22 protein-coding genes are annotated in these 21,900 nt (G+C 41.5%); 1 reads left to right on the forward strand and 21 read right to left on the reverse strand.

Annotated features, from left to right (window positions below; all coding sequences use genetic code 11):
* Positions 1-78: 78 nt before the first annotated feature.
* The 9 genes from HGG78_RS09440 to HGG78_RS09480 form a co-directional block, all read right to left on the reverse strand.
* A complete protein-coding gene (locus HGG78_RS09440; RefSeq protein ID WP_172532737.1) occupies positions 79-1,398 on the reverse strand; it encodes an O-antigen ligase family protein in 1,320 nt (439 codons plus the stop codon).
* A 75-nt stretch (positions 1,399-1,473) separates the two neighbouring features.
* On the reverse strand, positions 1,474-2,088 hold the full coding sequence (locus HGG78_RS09445; RefSeq protein ID WP_172532738.1) for a hypothetical protein: 615 nt from the start codon (positions 2,086-2,088) through the stop codon (positions 1,474-1,476).
* 113 nt (positions 2,089-2,201) lie between these two features.
* Positions 2,202-2,654: a VanZ family protein gene (locus tag HGG78_RS09450; RefSeq protein ID WP_172532739.1), complete on the reverse strand. Its 453-nt coding sequence runs from the start codon at positions 2,652-2,654 to the stop codon at positions 2,202-2,204.
* Positions 2,651-3,358: a VpsP family polysaccharide biosynthesis protein gene (locus HGG78_RS09455; RefSeq protein WP_172532740.1), complete on the reverse strand. Its 708-nt coding sequence runs from the start codon at positions 3,356-3,358 to the stop codon at positions 2,651-2,653. The genes HGG78_RS09450 and HGG78_RS09455 overlap by 4 nt, the downstream gene beginning before the upstream one ends.
* Complete coding sequence (vpsO, locus tag HGG78_RS09460; RefSeq protein ID WP_053310287.1) at positions 3,358-5,559, reverse strand: exopolysaccharide regulatory tyrosine autokinase VpsO; 2,202 nt, start codon at positions 5,557-5,559, stop codon at positions 3,358-3,360. The genes HGG78_RS09455 and vpsO overlap by 1 nt, the downstream gene beginning before the upstream one ends.
* A 13-nt stretch (positions 5,560-5,572) precedes the next feature.
* Positions 5,573-6,091, reverse strand: coding sequence for an exopolysaccharide export protein VpsN (vpsN, locus tag HGG78_RS09465; RefSeq protein ID WP_053310286.1), 519 nt, complete (start codon positions 6,089-6,091; stop codon positions 5,573-5,575).
* Between the two features lie 6 nt (positions 6,092-6,097).
* Positions 6,098-7,285 carry an outer membrane beta-barrel protein gene (locus HGG78_RS09470; RefSeq protein WP_172532741.1) on the reverse strand — a complete coding sequence of 396 codons (1,188 nt, stop codon included), beginning with the start codon at positions 7,283-7,285 and terminating at the stop codon, positions 6,098-6,100.
* A 22-nt stretch (positions 7,286-7,307) separates the two neighbouring features.
* Positions 7,308-8,702, reverse strand: coding sequence for an exopolysaccharide biosynthesis glycosyltransferase VpsL (vpsL, locus tag HGG78_RS09475; protein WP_172532742.1), 1,395 nt, complete (start codon positions 8,700-8,702; stop codon positions 7,308-7,310).
* Positions 8,703-9,115: 413 nt separating this feature from the next.
* The gene (locus HGG78_RS09480; protein WP_053310456.1) at positions 9,116-9,715 is read right to left on the reverse strand and encodes a YitT family protein; all 600 of its coding nucleotides are present in this window, start codon (positions 9,713-9,715) and stop codon (positions 9,116-9,118) included.
* Between the two features lie 345 nt (positions 9,716-10,060).
* On the opposite strand from HGG78_RS09480, the gene glyA reads away from it, so the two are divergent.
* Positions 10,061-11,311, forward strand: coding sequence for a serine hydroxymethyltransferase (gene glyA, locus HGG78_RS09485; RefSeq protein WP_053310283.1), 1,251 nt, complete (start codon positions 10,061-10,063; stop codon positions 11,309-11,311).
* 111 nt (positions 11,312-11,422) lie between these two features.
* Here the strand turns inward: glyA and HGG78_RS09490 are convergent, their stop codons facing one another.
* The 12 genes from HGG78_RS09490 to HGG78_RS09545 form a co-directional block, all read right to left on the reverse strand.
* A complete protein-coding gene (locus tag HGG78_RS09490; protein ID WP_053310282.1) occupies positions 11,423-11,749 on the reverse strand; it encodes a hypothetical protein in 327 nt (108 codons plus the stop codon).
* A gap of 160 nt (positions 11,750-11,909) precedes the next feature.
* Positions 11,910-12,878 (reverse strand): lipoyl synthase, encoded by a 969-nt coding sequence (gene lipA, locus HGG78_RS09495; RefSeq protein ID WP_172532743.1) that lies wholly within the window; start codon positions 12,876-12,878, stop codon positions 11,910-11,912.
* 5 nt (positions 12,879-12,883) lie between these two features.
* Complete coding sequence (lipB, locus tag HGG78_RS09500; RefSeq protein ID WP_053310280.1) at positions 12,884-13,537, reverse strand: lipoyl(octanoyl) transferase LipB; 654 nt, start codon at positions 13,535-13,537, stop codon at positions 12,884-12,886.
* Positions 13,538-13,748: 211 nt separating this feature from the next.
* Positions 13,749-14,027, reverse strand: coding sequence for a DUF493 family protein YbeD (gene ybeD, locus HGG78_RS09505; protein WP_053310279.1), 279 nt, complete (start codon positions 14,025-14,027; stop codon positions 13,749-13,751).
* A 116-nt stretch (positions 14,028-14,143) separates the two neighbouring features.
* Positions 14,144-15,322: a serine hydrolase gene (locus HGG78_RS09510; protein ID WP_053310278.1), complete on the reverse strand. Its 1,179-nt coding sequence runs from the start codon at positions 15,320-15,322 to the stop codon at positions 14,144-14,146.
* 92 nt (positions 15,323-15,414) lie between these two features.
* Positions 15,415-16,197 carry a septal ring lytic transglycosylase RlpA family protein gene (locus tag HGG78_RS09515; RefSeq protein WP_172532744.1) on the reverse strand — a complete coding sequence of 261 codons (783 nt, stop codon included), beginning with the start codon at positions 16,195-16,197 and terminating at the stop codon, positions 15,415-15,417.
* A gap of 2 nt (positions 16,198-16,199) precedes the next feature.
* Positions 16,200-17,321: a rod shape-determining protein RodA gene (gene rodA, locus HGG78_RS09520; RefSeq protein WP_172532745.1), complete on the reverse strand. Its 1,122-nt coding sequence runs from the start codon at positions 17,319-17,321 to the stop codon at positions 16,200-16,202.
* The gene (gene mrdA / locus HGG78_RS09525; RefSeq protein WP_053310275.1) at positions 17,321-19,207 is read right to left on the reverse strand and encodes a penicillin-binding protein 2; all 1,887 of its coding nucleotides are present in this window, start codon (positions 19,205-19,207) and stop codon (positions 17,321-17,323) included. Before mrdA ends, rodA begins: the two co-directional genes overlap by 1 nt.
* A 6-nt stretch (positions 19,208-19,213) precedes the next feature.
* Positions 19,214-19,684 carry a 23S rRNA (pseudouridine(1915)-N(3))-methyltransferase RlmH gene (rlmH, locus tag HGG78_RS09530; RefSeq protein ID WP_053310274.1) on the reverse strand — a complete coding sequence of 157 codons (471 nt, stop codon included), beginning with the start codon at positions 19,682-19,684 and terminating at the stop codon, positions 19,214-19,216.
* A 3-nt stretch (positions 19,685-19,687) separates the two neighbouring features.
* Positions 19,688-20,005: a ribosome silencing factor gene (gene rsfS / locus HGG78_RS09535; RefSeq protein WP_053310273.1), complete on the reverse strand. Its 318-nt coding sequence runs from the start codon at positions 20,003-20,005 to the stop codon at positions 19,688-19,690.
* Between the two features lie 63 nt (positions 20,006-20,068).
* Complete coding sequence (gene holA, locus HGG78_RS09540; protein WP_053310272.1) at positions 20,069-21,094, reverse strand: DNA polymerase III subunit delta; 1,026 nt, start codon at positions 21,092-21,094, stop codon at positions 20,069-20,071.
* A 9-nt stretch (positions 21,095-21,103) separates the two neighbouring features.
* Positions 21,104-21,724, reverse strand: a complete 621-nt coding sequence (locus tag HGG78_RS09545; RefSeq protein WP_172532746.1) for an LPS-assembly lipoprotein LptE — start codon at positions 21,722-21,724, stop codon at positions 21,104-21,106.
* Between the last annotated feature and the right edge of the window lie 176 nt (positions 21,725-21,900).

Below are 21,900 nucleotides of genomic sequence, written 5' to 3' on the forward strand. Positions count from 1 at the left end.
ATTTGTATTGTTGATAAAAGCCCCAGTTGATCTGGGGCTTTCTTTTTATCGATGTTATTTTCTGAGCACGCCCTAGTATTACGTTTTATGTTCTTTACGATCTACCCTATTTGGAATTGAGTTCGCCCAATGGCCCATCAGCAAGCAAAGTAGAAAATATAAAGTGTTAGCTGGTGCTTGAAGTGGAAAATCAACACTCATATGAATCGTCATACCAATAATAGCCATCAACGATGACAAGCCAATCCCACGCATCAATTTACTGCGACGCTTCTTAAATGCGTGGAAGGCTTGTTTGCCAGAGACTAAAATCATCAACAATAAGATGGTTGAGGCAACAAAACCATATTCAAATACAAATTGGATATAATCATTATGGGCATGATCATAAAACAGCTTTACATCACCTTGGTTATAGGCAGGAAACGTTGAATAAAATGTGCCTGCCCCATATCCCGTCAGTGGACGTTCTTGGATAGCAACGAGTGAATATCTGATAACATCATCTCGTGACTCACTTTCTAAGCTAGTTTCAACGAGGCGTTGCTTCACTTTTTCTAGACCAAACCAATTGCTTACAATAAAAGTATCAATAAGAAATAAGCTGATTATTAATACATATACACTTCTAGGTTTTGGTTTGTAGAAGAATAAAAGCAAAATGGATCCCAATGTCAATGCTATAAAAAAGGCAATATTGCCCATTCTTGAACGCGTTAGTACTAATGCAATAACCATAATAACAAGGCCTAAACGAACGAAAGCTTTATCCGAAAGTAATACGGCAAAAAACTGTTTTATCATGTTTCGTAATCCCGTTTTGTTTGAATCACTTAACTGGGCAATGAGAAGGCCAAAGCCAATACAAAGATTGAGCATAAGAAAGTTGGCTAAGTGGTTGTGATAAACAAAGCTCCCTGAAGCTCGAGTGCCCAAAGGTAGATTGAATATGGGCGAATGCTCTAGGTGGAGTAAAAGTACTACACCAGCATAAAAGCCTTGGCATATACCACTGGCCACCATGACGGTAGCTAGTAATTTCAGCTTGTTACGCGTATCGATTAATACAGATGCAACTAAGCATAACTGTAGATAGTGAAGAGACTTTAGTGCGGAGACAAAAACCAAGCCGGAATCTTGAGTCAGATTGAGTGACTGTATGCTTTGAATTAAAGACCAGAGCGTTATTGCCATGATCGGCATAATCACCCATTTGGTTCTTTTGAGCGACGTTTTCCAATGTTCAGGTGAATAAATACAGAGGCATAAGATAAGTAACAAAGCGCCCCATACTTCATTGAATGACCACGCGATAGGGCGATTACTGCCTAGAGGTATAGGAAGCCAAAAGACAAAAATTAAAAATAAAGGGAATGTTATCTTTTCAATTAGGCGCATGTTATTGATATCGAATAGAGAAGGGCAGGAATAGTTATATTCCTGCCCTTGGATAAAAAAGAGATGACGAACGTTTTAATTAAGTGATGCAGTACCACCACCGCTACCACTGCCAGTACCTAAGGTTGTGGTGTTTCCTGGTGTTGTCGTTACTGGAGGTGGAGTACCCGGTAGGGTTGATGGGGTACCTGCTGCTGTCGGTTCGGTAATGGTTGCCGGATCGGCTCCGCCAGATAAGGCTGCAATAATGACATCCGTTGATTGCATCGTTTCTGTTCCGATAACGGCATCAACAATCGCTTGAGCTGACTCTGGCGATTGACTTACTGCAAGTTGGACAACCTCTGAACGTAGGTTTGCTGGAGCGTTTTTTACTAGAATTGCAGTGAGCTCAGCAACTTGATCGCTTGGAATATTGGCAAAAACAGCATTGAAAATATCTAAAGATAGCTCTGGGTGTAAAGTAGAGGCAACATCAGCCATCTCTAAAATCATATTAGGACATAACTTCATTAAAGCTTGTAACGAAGTAACTGCACTGTCTGCTTGAGCTAAGCTAGCTTTAATTGTGTCCATTGCGATTTCATGATTTTTATATAACGAACAACTCGCTTCTGTTGCTGCATATACATTTGAGCTACCCACTAAGGCTGCAAAAGTAGTCCATAATATCCATAGTGTTTTTTTCATTTTAGATTCCTGAAGAGCCTACAATTATCGTCGTGAAATTATAAGTTAAGTCGGTAACTAGGTGATATCACTCTAGCGATAAATAACTGAATTATTCTCATTTTTAAGGCATGTTAATGACTGGTATGGCACGAATTGGTGAATGATTTTCTCTTGGTTTTCATTGATTGATATTTATCTGTTAAGTAGATCATAACTGCAGCAAAAAATATACCGAGTAAACTTGAGCCTAGATCGAATAATGAAAAGGTTCTAGTGTCGGAAAATATCTGCAAACTTTCATCAATCATGCAGCATACAGAGACGATCGAAATAGCCAAGTAAATACTGTTTTTTATTTCCAGCGAGGCCGAGATTACTCTTATCAAAATAAGGGTTAGCAACAGTGCAAAGGTAAAATGTAGATAGATGTCTCCGCCAATAAAATTTTCCAACAGCAGTGGGATTTCTACATGGTAATGAAACGTTTTTAACAGTGATAACGCAACTGTGCAAAGCGAAAGGATAGTAAACATTGCAAAGGTAACAGGGCGCTGAATAATGTAATGTTTTAAGCTGAGATTCACTTTAACACCTTTTTACAGAGATTGACTTTGCCATCATACCCTCTTGGGTTGTAGATAATAGCGGCGCAAGCAAATTTCAATAGTCCGCTTGATTGTAGATAACGGTACATCTCCCCTTGGCTTTTGGGATGGGTTAGTGCTCTTGCAATATGTTCAATGATTATGGATCTTCGTTGAGGCGTGAATTGCTGCCAGTTTTCGAGTCCCACTTGTGCAATCTTGCTATTGACGGTTGGGATAAATGGTCCATATTGATTAGCATTGTCAAAATACAAGTTAATATTTCCCCCTTGCAATTGCGTTTCTACAGACAACAAGTCGGCCCAGGTATCAGGCCAGTTTTGTCTTAGCGATGCACTTTTCAAGTAGGCTTTTTTCGCTTGTTGCAGAATGCCTATTTGGTCTTCTGTTGTGCTCAAATAGGCTTCCCATTCTAATGTTTTACCTAACAAATTGTAATAATGAGGGTGACTCGAATGGTAGTCGATAGCCTCTAATATAGTTTGTTTGGTTTCATTAATCATATTAGGTGTGACATCTTGAGGGTGTTTTACCCAACGTTCGATATTTTTTTCTGTCGCAACAGCGTAGATAGAAGCTGAACCGAAACAGAAGGCCAGATATAGAGTAACTAATGCACAAAGCCCAACACTCCATTGAAGTATTGGGGCTGTGATTATATTTTTATTTACGAAGGCTACCATTATGGTTTTTCAGCACCGTAATACGAGTGGTACTGCTGATATCCGCTATAATGAGACGCTTTTTTGATGTTTAATTTATTTAAGACCACGCCATCAATTCTCGCGCCTTGCTGAGTCAGTCGTCCAACCACATCACGAACTATTTTCGTGCGAGTCTGTGCTGCATTGATAACTAGGATCGTTGAATCAACATATTGAGATAACATGAATGCATCACTTACAGCAAGACATGGGGGAGTATCGATAACTATTCGAGTGTAGCTTGTCTTTAATTCTTCCAGCAAGGATACAAATCGCGATGATGAGATTAATTCCAACGGATTGTCCGTCAGTACACCTGCGGTCAGGATGTCTAATCCTGATTCTTCATCAGTATGAATACAGTCATCCAAGGTATGAGTACCTGTCAGCAGGTTGGTTATTCCTGGCTGGGAACCTGAAACTCCGAAGCGATGGGCTACCGATGGCTTGCGTAAGTCACAATCAATAAGCAGTGTTTTTTCCATTTGTGATAATGAAAAAGCAAGGTTAATGCTTGAGGTTGTCTTCCCTTCTTCAGGCAGCGATGACGTGACCATTACGACATGGTGATCTTTGTTGGTGTTAGCCAGTAAATAACCAGTTCGAATGGTCCTAATCGCTTCCGTTAACTCTCTGTGGTTACTATCAAAGTAGGCCCTTGGCTTTAATTGGCCGCGAGTCTTTATCGCTGGAACAATACCCAATAAACTGAGCGATAATAGTTTCTCAACCTGTTTAATATCGACAAATGTATCGTTAACCGCATCAGCAATGAAGGCCACCACGCAAGCAAAACCAAAAGAAGCAATGAAAGCCAAGATTACGATTAACTTTCTATTTGGCTTGCTAGGAGCAAGTGGTGGATTAGCAAAGTCAGTAAATCTGGCAATCGTTGCATTAAAATCGCTTGATGCACTGGTCTCTTTTTGGCGACTTAAGAATAAGTCAAATAGCTCGCGGTTGGTTTGAACCTCACGTTTTAATTCTGAATATTTGGCATTTTTTACGGTTAGAGTTTGAAAATCTAATTTTCTTTTCTCCAATTCCTTATGTAAAGAACGCTCAGCTTGCTTGGCTGCTTGCAATTCGTTGCTAATACCATTCAACAGCTGTTTAAGTTCTGAATTTAAGTTACGTTTGACCGAGTTTAGTTCGGCTTGAGCCGATTTTAATTTCGGGTGTTTTGGGCCGTAACGCTTTGACAGTTCAGACACTTTTCTTTCTGCTTGTACTTCAGCCAGTTTTACATCTCTGATCGTCGGGTGATTCGAGATTTCAGGAATCGAGGCGAGAGAAGATAAATCATCCTTGCGGCTATAAGTTTGTGCGACGAGGTAAAGTGTTTCTGCGGCCACGCGGCGATCGCGAGTTTTATTCAGTTGAGAGGTTAGTTCTTCAAGCTCTTGCGAAGCTAACCCCTCAACGCCTTGAATATCAACTAATCCTTCTGCTTTAAGAAAGTCTTGCAACTGAGCTTCAGACACTCTGAGTTTTTCACGCAGTTCACCCATACGACTGTTCAGCCAACTATTTGCTTTTAATTCAACTTCAAGTTTAGCTTCAATGTGACTATCCATAAAAACTCGGCCAATTTCGTTAGCAATTTGAGCTGATAATTTAGGGTCTTTACTGGTATAAAAGATAGTAACAAGCTGAGTTTTTCGTATAGGGCTAATTTCGAGCCCTCGTTTAAATTTAGCTAAAACTAAGCGGCTGTTACGATAGTTTTGCTCTTCTTCTGAAGCTTCTACTGGCTCTTTTTTAAAAGCTTTAAGAGCCGGAAACCATTCAAAAATACTCGCCAAACTAAGGGTTGGTTTTTTTTGTGCGGAAGGATCAAATTCCGGATGCTGGGAAAGATTTAGTCGGTTGATAACTTCTTCTGCAATTCGGTCAGATTTTAGAATTTCAATTTGAGTTAAGTAATACTCTTGGCTCTTGGTATCTAAGCCATAGACATCTTCTATTGATACGGCTTTCGCCTGCTTAGATTCAATGAGCAATGACGCTCTAGCTGTATACTGTGAAGGGATCGACAATACTATGAGTACTGCGATCGCGGTCACCATGATAGAGAAAAGCAAAATACGCCATTTATAGTTGAGCAGAATATTAAAGTACTGACGAATATCAATGACCTCATCTGAGTTCAATTGACGATTATTTATAGAGTTTTCCATACAACTACATTACCTAAAAAAAGCTTTCTTCAATGGTGAGAATGTCACCTGGCTGAATTTTATGAAGCAAAGTTACCTTGACCGGCTTGGCACTAGGGTCATCACTTGACGATACATATATATTGGTCTTTGAGGCTCGCTCGGTAAAACCGCCAGCAATTGTAATGGCTTTATTCACGGTGAGACCAGGGTGGTATGGATAGCTCCCGGACTTATCAACTTCACCATTGATAAAATAGGGGCGATACTCGATCACACTGACAAATACATTCGGGTTAACGAGATAATCTTCAAGTAAACCATCGTGTATAGCGGTTTTCACCTCTTCAATGGTTTTTCCTTTCAGCTTAATTCTGCCCAAAAAAGGATAGTCTATGTTACCACTGTCACTGACACGGGTTTCCATAGACAGCTCTGGCTCGTCATAAACCTGGATCTTAATCTGGTCGCCGACACCGAGTTTGTATAGGTTCTCATTGGCCAATGTTGACAAAGAGAAACAGCTTAAAATAATGGCTAAGAAGTACTTCATTATAAGTTACATCACACCTTCAATAGCAAAGTAGTAAATATTTTGATCATAGCTAAATTGGTTGATGTTTGAATCTTTTGATTCAAGACCATAACCAAGCTTGAACGTTAACCAACGACGAAAATCATAATTAAAGGATAACGTTACATTGGTTGTATCATCTTTACGTGATGAGCCTGTGTAATCTTCGCTGAGTAATGAGACGTCAGCTTTAGTTGAGATGATCTTACTCCAATTGTGTGACCAATTAATATCGTAGATTTTTGTATCAATAGCATCACCCACACCGTCAGGGTCCGTTGAACGACGGTTTGTTTTAAGTTGTACAGCAGAATAAGATTTAACGAGATAAGTCAGATCGATATCCCATGAAAATGAATCAAAATCTTCTCTTTCTGCTGAATCAAAGTTTTTATGTTGTGCACCAATTTTTGCATTGCCTCGCAATTTACCCGTTGCATCCCAGGATGCACCGACATAAGCAAAGTAATGTTTGCTATCTCTTTGGGTCGAATTAGGAGCAACAAGATCATAGTTTCTGTCGTTGGCAATAAATTGGATCAATAGCGATGTTTTAGGTAAGGCCTTGTAGTAAAAGGCGGTGTTGAAACGAAGTTCATCCCAGTCTTGATACTGTGTTCTATTCTTATTATTTTTGTAATCTAAATCACCCCAACCAATATTGGTTTCCACTCTGCCTTTTGCTTCTATACCACCATAACCGTAACCAAGGTTAAGGTTATTGCTGTTGTATTTGTTGTACAGCAGATCCAGGGTTTCATCGTTATCACCGCGGCTTTCATGAGTTAATGCTAATGAATAGTTTAGGTTTAATCGGTGCTTAGAATTAAGCTCCCAATCGCTAGATAAATCAAAAAAGTGATCGGTGAAATCATCTTTACTTGAACTGAAAAAATCACCTCTTTGAAGCCTATAAGCGATGATATGCTTTTGTCCAACAGGTTCAAAAGCAACGGTCACACCAGGTTCCAATACTAAATAATGAGAACTTTCGAGGTCATTATCAGCTTTTGCTAGGTTGTCGTTATAGCCCGTTGATGCGTTCAAAAAAGGTATAATTGCAATCCCAGAATCTGTAACGATAGGATTGGGTTCTGGTTTTGCGTAAGCCATGGTAGCTGTTAAAAATGTCAGGCTAAAGAAAGCAGCCTTTTTAAAATTATAATTTTTCATGTGAATGCACTGAGTCCATTTTTTAGTAAGCGTTTTTGCCGACAAATCCTTTAAATACGGTTAGGAATACAATTTTGATATCCAACCATAAAGACCAACGGTGTATATAGTCCAAATCGAATTGAACCCGTTTTTCCATTTTATCCACAGTATCTGTCTCTCCACGCCAGCCGTTGATCTGAGCCCATCCGGTAATCCCAGGTTTGACTTTGTGTCGCAACATGTATCGATTGACTATGGTTCGATATTCTTCGTTGTGCGCAACTGCATGCGGACGAGGACCAACTATCGACATTCTTCCTTGAAGAACATTAATGAATTGTGGAAGTTCATCTAGCGAGGTTTTACGAATAAAAGCACCAAACGGTGTTACTCGGGGATCATTCTTGGTGGCTTGCGTGACTTTATTGCCATTATCCATCGCTCGCATACTTCTAAACTTCCATACTTTTATGGGTTTACCATCGAGCCCATAACGCAGTTGTTTAAAGATAATGGGACCAGGTGAGCTGAGTTTAACGCCAATGGCAACGGCAATAAGAACAGGGCTTATTAACGTCAAAATAATACTGCTGAGCACCAGATCTTCAAACCGTTTTAGCCAGGTAACCAAACCATTAAAAGGCGTATCGAAAATACTAAAAGCATTAACTTCGCCGATGGTGTACCAGCGAGAATGAAGTAAATTAAAGGTAAAGAAGTCTGGGACGATATAGGTATTAACGGTGCTATCTGAAAACGCTTCTAAAATGGTGCTGATTCTCTGCTGAGCTTGCATTGGCAAAGCAATATATACATTTTTTACTTTGCCATCTTTCGCCAATGCTAATGCATCATTAACTTTGCCTAAAACAGGAATATCTCCATCTAAACGGGCTGTTTCTCTATCATCATAAAATCCGGTCATCTTTATCCCTAATTCAGGATTCTTAATTAGATTTTTTGATAATTCTAAACCTTGGGGTGTCATGCCTATGATGACGGCTTTGGTGGTATGGAACCCTTGTTTGTGTAAATAGTAAATGACGGCGAATGCTAACGAACGCCACACAATCAGCAATATGAATGATCCGACAAACCAAAATCCTAAAATTAAACGAGAAAACTCATTACCAGTTTTAGTGAAGTAGCCAACTAATGTCAGACAACCAACCGTAGCCGCCCAACAAAAAGAGGTGTGTAAGGCTAAATCTCGAAGTTTAGCTGTGCGCCATCCACTATAAATACCTAAGCTTTCAGCAATAAAGGAATAAAAAAGTACTCCTAAAAGACTCACTGAGACGTATGACATAGTGACAATATGTGAGTGAAACTTTAGCGTAATATACATGGTGATCAGTATTACTAGGCAATCTATCAAACGATAGAAAAATTTACCTTGATAGTTAGTAATACGGATCCTTCCTTTTTCACCCATAACAGGAGCTCCTACAAGCAACTTAATTAAAGCCAGAAATAATAATTATGTTAAGTGGAGCATTCTCATATTAAGCGTGTATGACTTCAACCGGTCCTAGTGCTTCAAAAATAAGACACTATGCATATTATTTGGTTTTTCGTTCTGTAAAAGGTGAGGTGATGATTTAAATAACAAAAAACTAGTACTTAAGTTTATTTTTTATTGATTTTGTTATTATTAATAATGATGGAGGAGGATTACTTTATACCTAGTTTGAAGTTTATGTAATATTAGTGCTTTCTAATTTCGCATTGCTTAATAAAGCGTAATTTTTAATCAATTTGAAGTTTTATAAAGAAAAGGAGTACGTTATTTGCTGAATGTAATTACTTTCAAAGAAGGAAAAGGCTTTAAACCTTTTCCTAGATCAATTACCCGTAAGTAACGCTATAACGTGTTGGTTTATGATTCATCGCTAATACTAGGTTCAGTGCAACCGCTCCCAATACAGAGATAGCAATAGTAGTCGGTGAGACGAAAAAGAAAGAGGCAAACAAGATAGCGCAGTCAATAGTCAACTGGCTCTTACCAACTGAGATACCGAATTTATCTTGGATAAATAAGCAAAGAACATTGAAGCCGCCAAGGCTCGAACGGTGGCGAAATAAAATAAGCATGCCTAATCCCATTAATAGTCCGCCCGCTATTGCGCAATAGATGTCATTGACACTATCAAGAGAAATGACCAGATACAGATGGTCGGCAAAAATAGAAACTAACGCACCGGAAACCGCGCTATTTATTGCAAAGCGTTTGCCAAAGCGTTGCCATGCGAGAAGATAAAACGGACTGTTGGCGATGAAATACAAGATTCCAAAAGAAGCTGGGACAAACTGGCTTAATAACAGTGCTAAGCCAGTAGTGCCGCCTGTCAGTAAATGAGCCGACTGCAAAAAGAAGATACCTTGTGCGACTAGAAATGTACCCGTTAAAATGGCAATCCAATCTTCTTTGCGTGTGTGTTTTTCCATCAAAAATAAATTTAAATAGTCCAAAGTGGCATGCATAGTAAAGAAAAGTCGATCTTTTCGGTAGCTAGAGAGCAAAAATTGAGGTAAACCTATGTAATTGCCGTTTTACAGGGTGTAAAGCCAAAAGTTGACGTTTACTGGTTATCATGAAAAATCGAGCACGTAACATGAGAAACCTCGTTAGTCATTATGAGAAAACTGCATAATAATTTCTGCAATTTGTTCTTTATGACCCAGATCAAATTATGTAGAATGTGCGCCATATTACGGTGACGAAAACGTTTGCTTTTGGTCGTTGTGTGGTTTTTTTGAAACATTCAGTCAAATCTGAGTCAGGAGATACAGATGCTTAAGCGTGATATGAACATCGCAGATTACGATGCGGACTTGTTCGCAGCTATTCAAGAAGAAACTCTTCGTCAGGAAGAACACATCGAACTTATCGCTTCAGAAAACTACACAAGCCCACGTGTAATGGAAGCTCAAGGTTCTCAGCTAACCAATAAATATGCAGAAGGTTATCCTGGCAAGCGTTACTACGGTGGTTGCGAGTTCGTTGATAAAGTGGAAACGTTAGCGATCGAACGTGCATGTGAATTGTTCGGCGCTGAATACGCAAACGTACAGCCTCACTCTGGTTCTCAAGCGAATAACGCGGTTTATATGGCACTGCTTAATGCTGGTGATACTGTTTTGGGTATGAGCTTGGCTCACGGTGGTCACTTAACTCACGGTTCTCCGGTAAACTTCTCTGGTAAGCTTTACAACATTATTCCTTACGGTATCGATGAGAATGGCCAGATCGATTATGAAGAAATGGAAGCATTAGCGGTTGAGCATAAGCCAAAAATGATCATCGGTGGTTTTTCTGCTTACTCACAAATTTGTGATTGGAAACGCATGCGCGAAATCGCGGATAAAGTCGATGCTTACCTTTTTGTTGATATGGCGCACGTTGCAGGCCTAATTGCGGCGGGTGTTTATCCTAACCCAGTACCACACGCACATGTCGTAACGACAACCACTCATAAAACGCTTGCGGGTCCTCGCGGTGGTTTAATTCTTTCAAATGCGGGTGAAGATCTGTACAAGAAATTAAATTCAGCAGTATTTCCAGGTGGTCAAGGTGGCCCATTGATGCACGTTATCGCTGGTAAAGCGGTTGCATTCAAAGAAGCGTTGGAACCTGAATTTAAAGAGTACCAAACACGTGTTGTGGCTAACGCAAAAGCGATGGTAGCGGAGTTTCTTGCTCGTGGTTACAACATTGTATCAGGTTCAACGGAAAACCATCTTTTCCTTGTTGATTTGATTGATAAAGATATCACAGGTAAAGATGCAGATGCTGCGTTAGGTGCTGCCAACATTACAGTCAACAAAAACTCAGTGCCAAATGATCCTCGTAGCCCATTCGTAACATCGGGTATCCGTGTTGGTTCTCCTTCAATTACTCGTCGTGGTTTCACCGAAGCGGATGCAAAAGCGTTAGCTGGTTGGATGTGTGACATCCTTGATAACATGGGCGATGAGTCTGTTATTGAAGCGACTAAAGCGAAAGTACTTGAGATTTGTAAGCGTCTGCCTGTTTACGCGTAAATTTGTTTAGTACTAAAAGCAAAAGCTCCCAAATGATGGGAGCTTTTTAGTTAAGGGATAAAAAGATCAACTGGCGTCGAGATCCCTTATCGTGATTATTCTTTTATATCGCTACTTAGCAATGCTCAATAGTGTTCCTGACTTACATTGAAATGAGTAATACTTAGTGCTTTCATTGAATTTGCCAAGACCTTCACCATCACAATATTCAATGTTGATATTACGCATGGTATCCAGTGTTTTTTCACTATTAAGCGCAAATTTAGAACCATCGGCACAAACGATACGTACGCGACCATCATCACTCACCGAATAGATACTAACTTCAGTATTACAAAGCTCAAAAGATGCTTCACGATAGTTATCCTGTTGTGTATTGGATGCACAACCGGCAGTTAATGCGGCAGCAATAAGCGCCAATGTACTGATCGTTTTCATTTGGATTATCCTTAGCTTTGTTATTGTACTTATATAATCCATAAGCCTATAGAACCTCAGCTCAATATTCAAGTTTCTGATATTTTCGTTAAGACAAACAAAAGCCGATATATAGGTATCGGCTTTATCGGCTATCGATTTTACTTATCAAACAGAAGATTTATTTTACTTCCAGTCCTTTCGCTTGCAAGTCGGCGTGATAAGACGAGCGAACGAATGGGCCGCAAGCTGCATGAGTAAATCCAAGCTCTAATGCAATTTCTTTGAGTTCATCAAATTCTGATGGTGGAACATAACGTTCCACAGGTAAATGATGTCGACTTGGCGCTAAATATTGGCCAAGTGTAAGCATGGTGACTCCATGCGCTCGCAAGTCTTTGAGTACTTCTACGATCTCTTCTTTAGTTTCGCCCAGCCCCATCATCAGTCCTGATTTCGTTGGAATGCTAGGGTGCTGCTCTTTGAATTTCTTTAGGAGTTCCAGTGACCATTTATAGTTTGCACCCGGACGAGCCTTACGATAAAGGCGAGGAGCTGTTTCTAAATTGTGGTTAAAAACATCGGGTGGGTTGTCTTTTAGTAAATCTAAAGCAACGTCCATGCGCCCACGAAAATCAGGGACGAGCGTCTCGATACGAATCTCGGGGTTTAATGCTCGGATTTCGCGATTACAGTCAGCGAAGTGTTGAGCACCTCCATCACGTAGATCATCGCGGTCAACGGAAGTAATCACGACATACTTCAATTTCATGTCTTTAATGGTTTGCGCCAATTTTGCAGGCTCATCATTTTCAGGTGCATTTGGGCGACCATGGGCAACATCACAAAATGGGCAACGACGGGTACAAATTGCCCCTAAAATCATGAAGGTTGCCGTACCGTGGTTGAAGCATTCGGCAAGATTCGGACAAGAAGCCTCTTCACACACTGAGTGAAGGTTATTTTTGCGCATCGCTGACTTTATGTCTTGAATGCGTTGGCTATCCGAAGGCAGTTTTATTTTCATCCATTCCGGTTTGCGCAGTACTTCTTTTTGTTCGACAGCTGGCATGTTTTTAACAGGAATTAGTGCCATTTTATCAGCGTCACGGTATTTAACGCCTTTTTCCATTTGGATTGGTTTGCTCATGCTTTTTACCTATGAAGAGGTGCTTCTGTGCTGATTTCTACTTGCTCGTAACCAAGTAACGTAACGAGTTCTTTTATTATTTGTTTCTCTATCACTTCTAGATCGGAAGGTCCACCAAGCTCACTGACTTGTATCATTTCCATCCCTTGATAACCACAAGGATTAATGCGTAGAAATGGAGATAAGTCCATGTTGACATTCAGGGCCAAACCGTGAAATGAACAACCTTTACGTATCCTCAAGCCAAGGGAGCATATTTTTTTTCCATCGACGTAAACACCAGGGGCATCCGGCCGAGCGGCTGAGTTAATATTGTATGTTTGGAGTGTATTGATGACGATATTTTCAATGTTGGTGACGAGATCGCGCACACCTAACTTTTTTCTACGTAAATCGATAAGAAAATAAGCGACTAACTGACCAGGGCCATGGTAAGTCACTTGCCCCCCTCGGTCGCTTTGCACGACAGGTATGTCGCCCGTATTCAGTAGATGTTCAGCTTTACCTGCTTGCCCTTGAGTAAATACGGGGCAATGCTCGACAAGCCAGAGTTGATCTGGCGTGGTTTCATCCCTTGTGTCGGTAAACTCGTGCATCGCTTGCCATACTGGCTGATAATCTTGGCGACCGAGTCGTTTTACAACAAGCTGGTTAAACATCAACAACACTCATCATCACTATATAAATAAAGTTTTTGGATTATAAACTTCTTCCGGCCAATGGACTACCGATTGGGCTGATAAATTTATCCATGTTGCTGATGTGGCTCATTTAGCTCTATGATTTATATGAAAAAAGCAGCCTTGGCTGCTTTCAAAAAAATTTGAAAAAATCAAAAATATGAGAGGTTAATCCATTCTCATCAACAAATTATAGCACCATTCGTACGATATCTATTTCACCGAGTTCTTTGTATAGCACTTCAACTTGTTCAATTGAAGTGGCGGTGATATTGATCGAAACTGAATGATAATTGCCTTTCGCACTTGGTTTTATCACTGGGCTATAATCACCAGGAGCGTGGCGTTGAATGACTTCTAAAACCAATTCAGGAAGCTCTGGTTTAGCATGACCCATTACCTTGTAAGTAAAAGAGCAAGGGAACTCAAGTAGGTCTTTTAATTTCGCATCAGAATTTATGGTCAGCATAGTAGAGACTCCAGTTAGTCAATCGATTGGTGGCGAATAGTACTGTCAATCGATATTAATCTCAATAATAACAAAAGCCGCCATTATGGCGGCTTTCTCGTTGTTCATTATGAATCTTAGAATAAGCCTTTGAAAAGCAATACGATGTAATCCCATAGGCGGCTAAAAATACCACCTTCTTTTACATCTTCCAATGCCATCAATGGGTATTGGGCAACGTCTTCACCATCAAGTTGATAGTATAGCTTACCGACAACATCGCCTTTATTTATTGGGGCTTTTAGTTCTTTTTCAAGAACAAAACTGGCGGTTAAATCTTTCGCTTGACCACGAGGTAGGGTCACATAGGTATCTTCGTCTACACCTAGTGCTACCGCGTCCTTGTCACCCATCCAGATTTTTTCTTCAACGAAGGTTTCGCCAGCTTTGTGAGGCGCAACGGTTTCGAAGAAACGGAATCCATAGCTCAGTAATTTTTTGCTTTCCGATTTACGTGCATTGGCATCTTTAGTGCCCATGACGACTGCCACTAAACGCATTTTACCTTCAGTCGCTGAACTTACGAGACTGTATCCAGCATTCGTTGTGTGTCCGGTTTTTATACCATCGACATTCATGCTTTTATCCCAAAGTAAGCCGTTACGGTTGTATTGGGTAATGCCGTTATAGGTATATTTTTGCTCGGAATAAATACGGTATTCATCAGGCACATCACGAATCAGTGCTTGGCCTAATAATGCCATGTCGTATGGCGTAGAATACAGATTTGGGTTATCTAATCCGTGTACATTGGCAAAGTGAGTATCGTTCATTCCCAGTGAACTGGCCCAAGCATTCATTAGATCGACGAATGCATCTTCAGAGCCTGCGATGTGCTCAGCCATTGCAACACAAGCGTCGTTGCCTGATTGGATGATGATGCCGCGATTGAGATCTTCTACTTTGACCGTTGTGCCGACCTCAATAAACATTTTTGATGAGTCTGGGAAGTTTTTTGCCCATGCATTGCGGCTGATAACTACATCATCTTCAGGAGAAATGTTGCCACGACTGAGTTCTTGACCTATCACATAGCTGGTCATCATTTTGGTTAAGCTTGCTGGAGATAATTTAGTATTCATCTCTTTTTCAGCTAGAACTTTTCCTGAATGATAATCCATTAAAACGTAGCCCTTTGCTGCAATCTGTGGTGCATCAGGCACCACGATAGGACCTGCGAACACGGAGCTTGTGAAGGTAGCGGAAAGCGCAATTGAAGACGCTAGAATCGGTTTTAAAAACGTTATTTTTTTCATGATGAATGCAAATTTTCTTGTTAACTGTCCATATCTTAACAGAAACGACCTATCAAGCCAGAGCCGGAATCAATATCACGGTGTTTGAAGGGTCACTGAGTAACGGGTTGCTTTTTGATGAATGCTGTCTCGTAACCTAGCAATTTAACTTTTTCAAGTGCTTGCTGCGTCAGAGAATAGTCATTAAATGGGCCTAAAAAAACACGGTGGCTATCATTTACGCTGTCGACAAAGCTTTCAACGGATAACTTTTGACTCAAATCTTGAGATAAAGTTCGAGTTCTATCTTCATATTTTGAAGAGGCAACCTGAATAATGTATTTAGGGTGACGATTTGTCGGTTTTGTGGTGTTTGGTTTTTCGACGGTAATGACTTTTATCTCTACATTTGCGGTACCCGTTTGTACTACTCCTAGTTTGTAGGCTGCGGCGTAACTTAAGTCGATGATTCGTCCTTCATGGAAAGGACCACGATCGTTGACACGAACAACGGTTGTTTTTTGGTTATCTAAATTGGTGACTTGAACATAACTGGGTAGTGGCAATGTTTTATGCGCAGCTGTCATCGAATACATATCGTAGATTTCACCATTAGAGGTCAGGTGACCATGGAACTTCTTGCCGTACCAAGATGCTTGCCCCTTTTCAGTGAAACCGTTGCTGTCTTTGATTATGGTGTAATTCACCCCGCGCAGTGTGTAGTTTTTATTGCCACCTAAACTGTACGGTTCGTATTGAGGCTGCGCATCTTCAATGTGATCGACAGAAATAGGGGCTTTAGGCGCCACATCATCTTTGATTGAATAGCGGTCAGAAGAACTACAACCTGCGAGAAAAACGCTGGCTGTAATAAAAATAAATAGCGTATTTCTCATGGTTAAGTCGCCTTTGAAAATGCGTTTCTATGCGTATGAATGGACATCAGAATCCCGAACCCTGCCATCAGTGTTACCATGGATGTTCCACCATAGCTGATCAAAGCAAGAGGCACTCCCACAACAGGTAAAATACCACTTACCATGCCAATATTTACAAAGATATAAACAAAAAAGCTCAATACAATACTGCCTGCCATCATGCGGCCAAATGCTGTTTGTGCATTGCTAGCAAGGTATAAGCCGCGTCCGATAATGAAAAGGTAAATAGCTAACAAGCATAAGATACCAATCATGCCCCATTCTTCGGCGATCACGGCAAAGATAAAGTCAGTATGACGTTCGGGTAAAAACTCAAGTTGTGATTGCGTGCCATGTAGCCATCCTTTGCCTGACATCCCACCTGAGCCGATGGCAATTTTGCTCTGAATAATATGGTATCCCGCACCTAGCGGATCTGATTCTGGGTTAAACAGTGTGCGAACTCGGACCTTTTGGTATTCACGCATTAAAAAGAACCATAGCACCGGAATAAAAGCGCCCAATGCAACGGCGGCTGCAAAAATAATTCGCCAACTTATCCCTGCAAGGAAAATAACGAATATTCCTGATGCGGCAATCAAAATCGATGTGCCGAGATCAGGTTGTTTGGCAATCAAAATTGTTGGAATGAAAACCATCAATAAAGCGATAAACAGTGTTTTGAAACTTGGTGGAAGGGCTCGTTTACCGGTATATCGAGCCACCATGAGTGGTACGGCAAGCTTAAGCAGTTCTGAAGGCTGGAAGCGAACAAAACCAAGGTTTAGCCAGCGCTGTGCACCTTTAGATGATTCACCAAAGAACAGTACGCCTAGCAGTAATAAGACACCACAAAAGAACAGAAATGGGGCAAGCGCTTCATAAGTGCGGGGGGATACTTGTGCAAGGATAAGCATCACACCAAGAGCGAGCGCCATGCGCATTGCTTGTCTGTCCATCATGGCCAAACTTTGACCGCTGGCACTGTACATTACTACCAAACCAAAGCCCATCAGCAACAAAATGCCAAGCAGCAGTGGGAGATCGATATGTAGGCGCTCAAATAGCGCTCGGTTTTGGCCAGTTGAAGGATCGAGTTCCATTATTTTTCTGCCTTAGTTTCTTCGCCCAATAGCGCTTTATCAAACACTTTACGCACAACGGGGGCTCCATTAGTAGAGCCTCCGCCTGCATTTTCTAGTACTATCGTCACCACGAGTTTTGGATCTTCTACAGGGGCAAAACCGGTAAACAGTGCGTGGTCACGTAAGTGTTCTGCAAGCTCATCTGCATTATATTCTTGATTCTCTGCTAGTCCGAAAACTTGTGCCGTACCTGATTTACCAGCACTGGTATATTTTGAGCCGTAAAAAGAGCGGCGCGCCGTGCCTTTTTTCCCATGGTTAACTAATTCCATTCCGTGAATGGCGATATCCCAATAACGTTTTGGCACTTCGTTAATTGGCGGGTACGTTTCGACATCAGACAGTTGTTGTTTACTGAATTCTTCACCATTTTTAATGGTCGAACGCAGTAGGTGAGGGGCGATAACTTTACCATGATTGACTAATACTGAGGTTGCTTTGGCAATCTGCATTGGCGTTGCTGTCCAGTAGCCTTGTCCGATCCCAACCGGTATGGTATCGCCTTGGTACCACGGCGTACGGTGGCGAGCCATTTTCCACTCACGCGTTGGCATATTGGCTTTACTTTCTTCAAAAATATCAATGCCAGTGTAATCACCAAAGCCAAAGCGCATCATCCAAGCTGAAAGCCTGTCGATCCCCATGTCATAAGCGATTTGATAAAAGAACGTATCGACAGACTCTTCAAGTGCTTTGGTGATGTCTACTTTGCCATGCCCCCAACGCAGCCAATCGCGGAAGGGTTTGGTTTTAGAGTTAGGTATTGTCCAATAGCCTGGATCGTTGCGCACTGTTTTGGTCGTTATCACGCCCTCTTCTAAGGCTGACACGGCAATAAATGGTTTAACAGTAGAGGCGGGTGGATAAATGCCCAGTGTTGCGCGGTTAACCAATGGCCTGTTTTTATCGGTCAGAAGCGCGTTGTACGCTTTACCAGAGATACCATGAACGAAAGCGTTAGGGTCATAACTAGGGCTAGATACCATAGCGAGTACGCCGTTATCTTTGGGATCGAGCACAACAGCGGAGCCGCGACGACCATCAAGCAGTTGATGCACGTAAAGTTGTAAGTCGATATCTAGGTTTAAAACAATGTCTTTACCGGCAACGGGGGGAACGTATTTTAAGGTACGGATGATACGACCACGGCTGTTGACTTCCACTTCTTGGTAGCCAGCAATGCCATGTAAGGTTTCTTCGTAGAAACGCTCGATACCCAATTTACCAATATCACGAGTAGCCTGGTAGTTAGCCGCTTTTTCTTCACGTTCTAGGCGTTCTAAGTCTTTGTCGTTTATCCGTGATACATAGCCAATGACATGAGTCAGCACTGCACCGTAAGGATAATAACGCTTTAAGTTGGCGGTAACGGAAACTCCAGGAAATCGATGCTGATTAACGGAAAAAATGGCCACTTGTTCTTGAGTCAATTGAGTCAAAATAGGGATGGAATTAAAGCGTCGGGTTTGTCGTCGCTCTTTTTCAAAAGTCGCAATTTTCTCTGGTGATATTTCGAGAATATCTTGCAAGCGAGCAATGGTCTCAGCCATATTTTTCACTTGTTCTGGAGTGATTTCGAGGTTAAATACCGGGCGGTTTTCTGCTAAAAGAACGCCATTACGATCGTAGATCAACCCGCGATTGGGAGCGATGGGAACAACTTTAATTCGGTTGTCGTTGGAACGTGTTTTGTAATCTTGATATTGATTAATTTGGATGTGATATAAATTGGTGAGCAAAATGCCCACCAAAACTACAATACCAATGAAAGCTGCAATCGCTCGGTTTCGAAAAAGGCGAGCTTCAGCTTGGTAGTCACGAATTTGGCTACGATTACGCAACATGTATATTTATTCTCGGTGGTAAGGATGGTTCGCGGTAATGCTCCAAGCTCGATACAAACTCTCAGCCATAACCACTCGCACAAGAGGGTGAGGGAGAGTCAACGGCGATAGAGACCAGCTTTGTTCGGCTGCCGCTTTGCATGCAGGGGAGAGCCCTTCTGGGCCGCCAATCAAAATCGAAACATCACGAGCATCTAATTTCCAACTTTCTAACTGCCCAGCGAGCTGTTCTGTATCCCAGCGCTTGCCTGGAATATCGAGTGTAACAATTCGATTACCTTTTGGCACTGCCGCCAACATGGCTTCGCCTTCTTTTTGCAAAATTCTTGCAATATCAGCGTTTTTCCCTCGTTTTCCTGCTTGTATTTCAATCAGTTCTAGGGGCATGTCGTGCGGAAAGCGGCGGCGATATTCTTGAAAGCCTTCTTCGACCCACTTGGGCATTTTTGTCCCAACGGCGATCAGTTGAATTTTCAACGTTTAGCTCCAGAGCTTTTCTAGTTGGTACAGTTCTCGATGCTCTTCTTGCATAACATGCAGCATGCTGCTGCCCATGTCTAGGACCACCCATTCACCTTCAGCTTCACCATCCATGCCCAAAGGTTCAAGACCGACTTTTTTTACCTCGCTAGATACGTGCTCAGCAATAGAAGCAACATGTCTTTTCGATGTGCCAGTGCAGATGATCATATAATCGGTAATGCTGGATTTTCCTTTTACATCCAATGTTTTGATATCTAGCGCTTTCATATCATCAGCTTTATCTGCAAGAAAGTCTTTTAATTCGTGGTGTTGCAAAGGTGCTCTCCTATAAGAACAAATTTAAGGCGAAAGAAAAATGGAGCGCAGTATATCACGCTTTTAGGCCAACTTTGACAAGCCTGATTGAGGTAAACAAAACTCAATACTGAGTTGCTGCAATAGGGGCCAAGGTGAGGTGTCATACTGCGTTTTAGCCATGATTTCAGCTTGGCTGAGTTGTTGTATCAGTTGCTGTAATTTTACGCTCGACAAGCGTTTTAAACTGGCAGAATACCAAGGACGTTTTGATTGCCATATTCTGTGTTTATCAAAAATAGCGCCTAACGTCATCTGCGAGAGTTCTTTTTGCATTTGCAGCAATAATAAAAGCTCTTTTTGAAGACTACGAATAAGGATAACGCATTCTGTTTCTTCTGCGATCAATTGGCGCAAGATACGCTGTACTCGGTTCGCTTGCCCTTCTAATAAGGCGTCAATCCAATGGAATACAGTGAAGTGGTTGTGTCTACTGAGTGACTCTTCTAAACGGATCAAAGTCAGTTGGCCATCAGGATAGAGCAGGGCAAGTTTTTCTAAACTTTGCGCGAGTGCAAATAAATTCCCTTCATGCCACTGAGCGAGCATTTGAACCGCTTCTTTGTCCGGCGTTAGACCGAGAGCGCGGCAGCGCATCATGACAAATTGTGGCAATTTTTGCATGTCAGGCGTTAAGCAACTGACCCAACAACCTTGAGCTGAGAGCGTTTTAAACCATTTTGCACTTTCTTGTGCCTTGGTTAATTTACCCCCAATGATGACCAGCAAAATATCGTCATGAAGTGACTCACTTAGCGAGAGTAACTCCTTGGCAATCGCAGCGTTAGCACCGGCTTCCGGTAACTCTATTTCTATGATCTGTCGACTAGAAAAGAGGCTTAGAGACTGACAGCAATCATAAACATCAGGCCAATTTAAATTGGAATCAGCAGCAAAGCGGTGGCGTTCTTCAAAACCATGCTGCTGAGCTTTTTTTTGAATAGCAAGGCGAGATTCTTGTAACAAAAGCGGCTCGTTGCCAAACAACAAATAGATGTTCACTAGTTGCTTATTTAGATGATCAGCCAATTTGTCAGCAAATATTCTCATTACCACGACCTAGTTTGATTGATTGGTTGGGGCTAATTCGCCTTCAATCGTTTGTATATCGTACTGCTTTTCGATGGTTTGCATTTCTTCGTTTTCTTGCGCTTCAAGCATCATCTCACTGGCCGCAATGTTGGCTTTTAAACGAGCCATTTGACGTAAGATTTGGCTGGCGGCAACTTTACGCATTTCATCTTCGATCATATCGCGCTCTACGGATTTAGCGAGTGCTGTCAGTGGGTTATCTAGATAGCTGCGAGTAACGCTGGTCGAAAACACTTTTGTTCCTACATCAGGGACAGTCACGCGGTAAGAGGCGTTAAACGTTAACTCTTTTTCAGCCGCGCGAGTGTTTTGATATAAAGAAAGCGTCCGTTCTCCCACGCTTTCACCAAGTAGGTGTAAATTAGGTACATCTTTTGTTGGTGAGACTAGCTCTATTTCAGTCACGCGCAGTTGGTTTTTCACCATACGGGTAAAGGTGCTGTATTGGTCATAACTGGTTAATGACATTCTGTGCAACTCTTCGGGCACCGAGTAATCGCCACGAAGATGAAAACCACACGCTGAAAGTAGAGTCGTCAATGCGAGTACAGAGATTAACTTCAATGAGGAAGAAGGGATAAGGCGCATTAGATTTAAATTCTCATATGTTGTTTACTTATTTTAGTTTACCTCATCAGGTTACTTGCTTAAGAGCATTACTGGAGAGGAAATATTATGTAGTTAGATAAACTAAAATAAGTAAACAGGGTAGCGAGCCACCCTGTTTAATTTGCACTTATAACAAGCTAATCCATTATCGTGAT

It is taken from the genome of Vibrio aestuarianus, assembly GCF_012395185.1.
GTDB classification, from domain to species: Bacteria; Pseudomonadota; Gammaproteobacteria; order Enterobacterales; family Vibrionaceae; genus Vibrio; species Vibrio aestuarianus.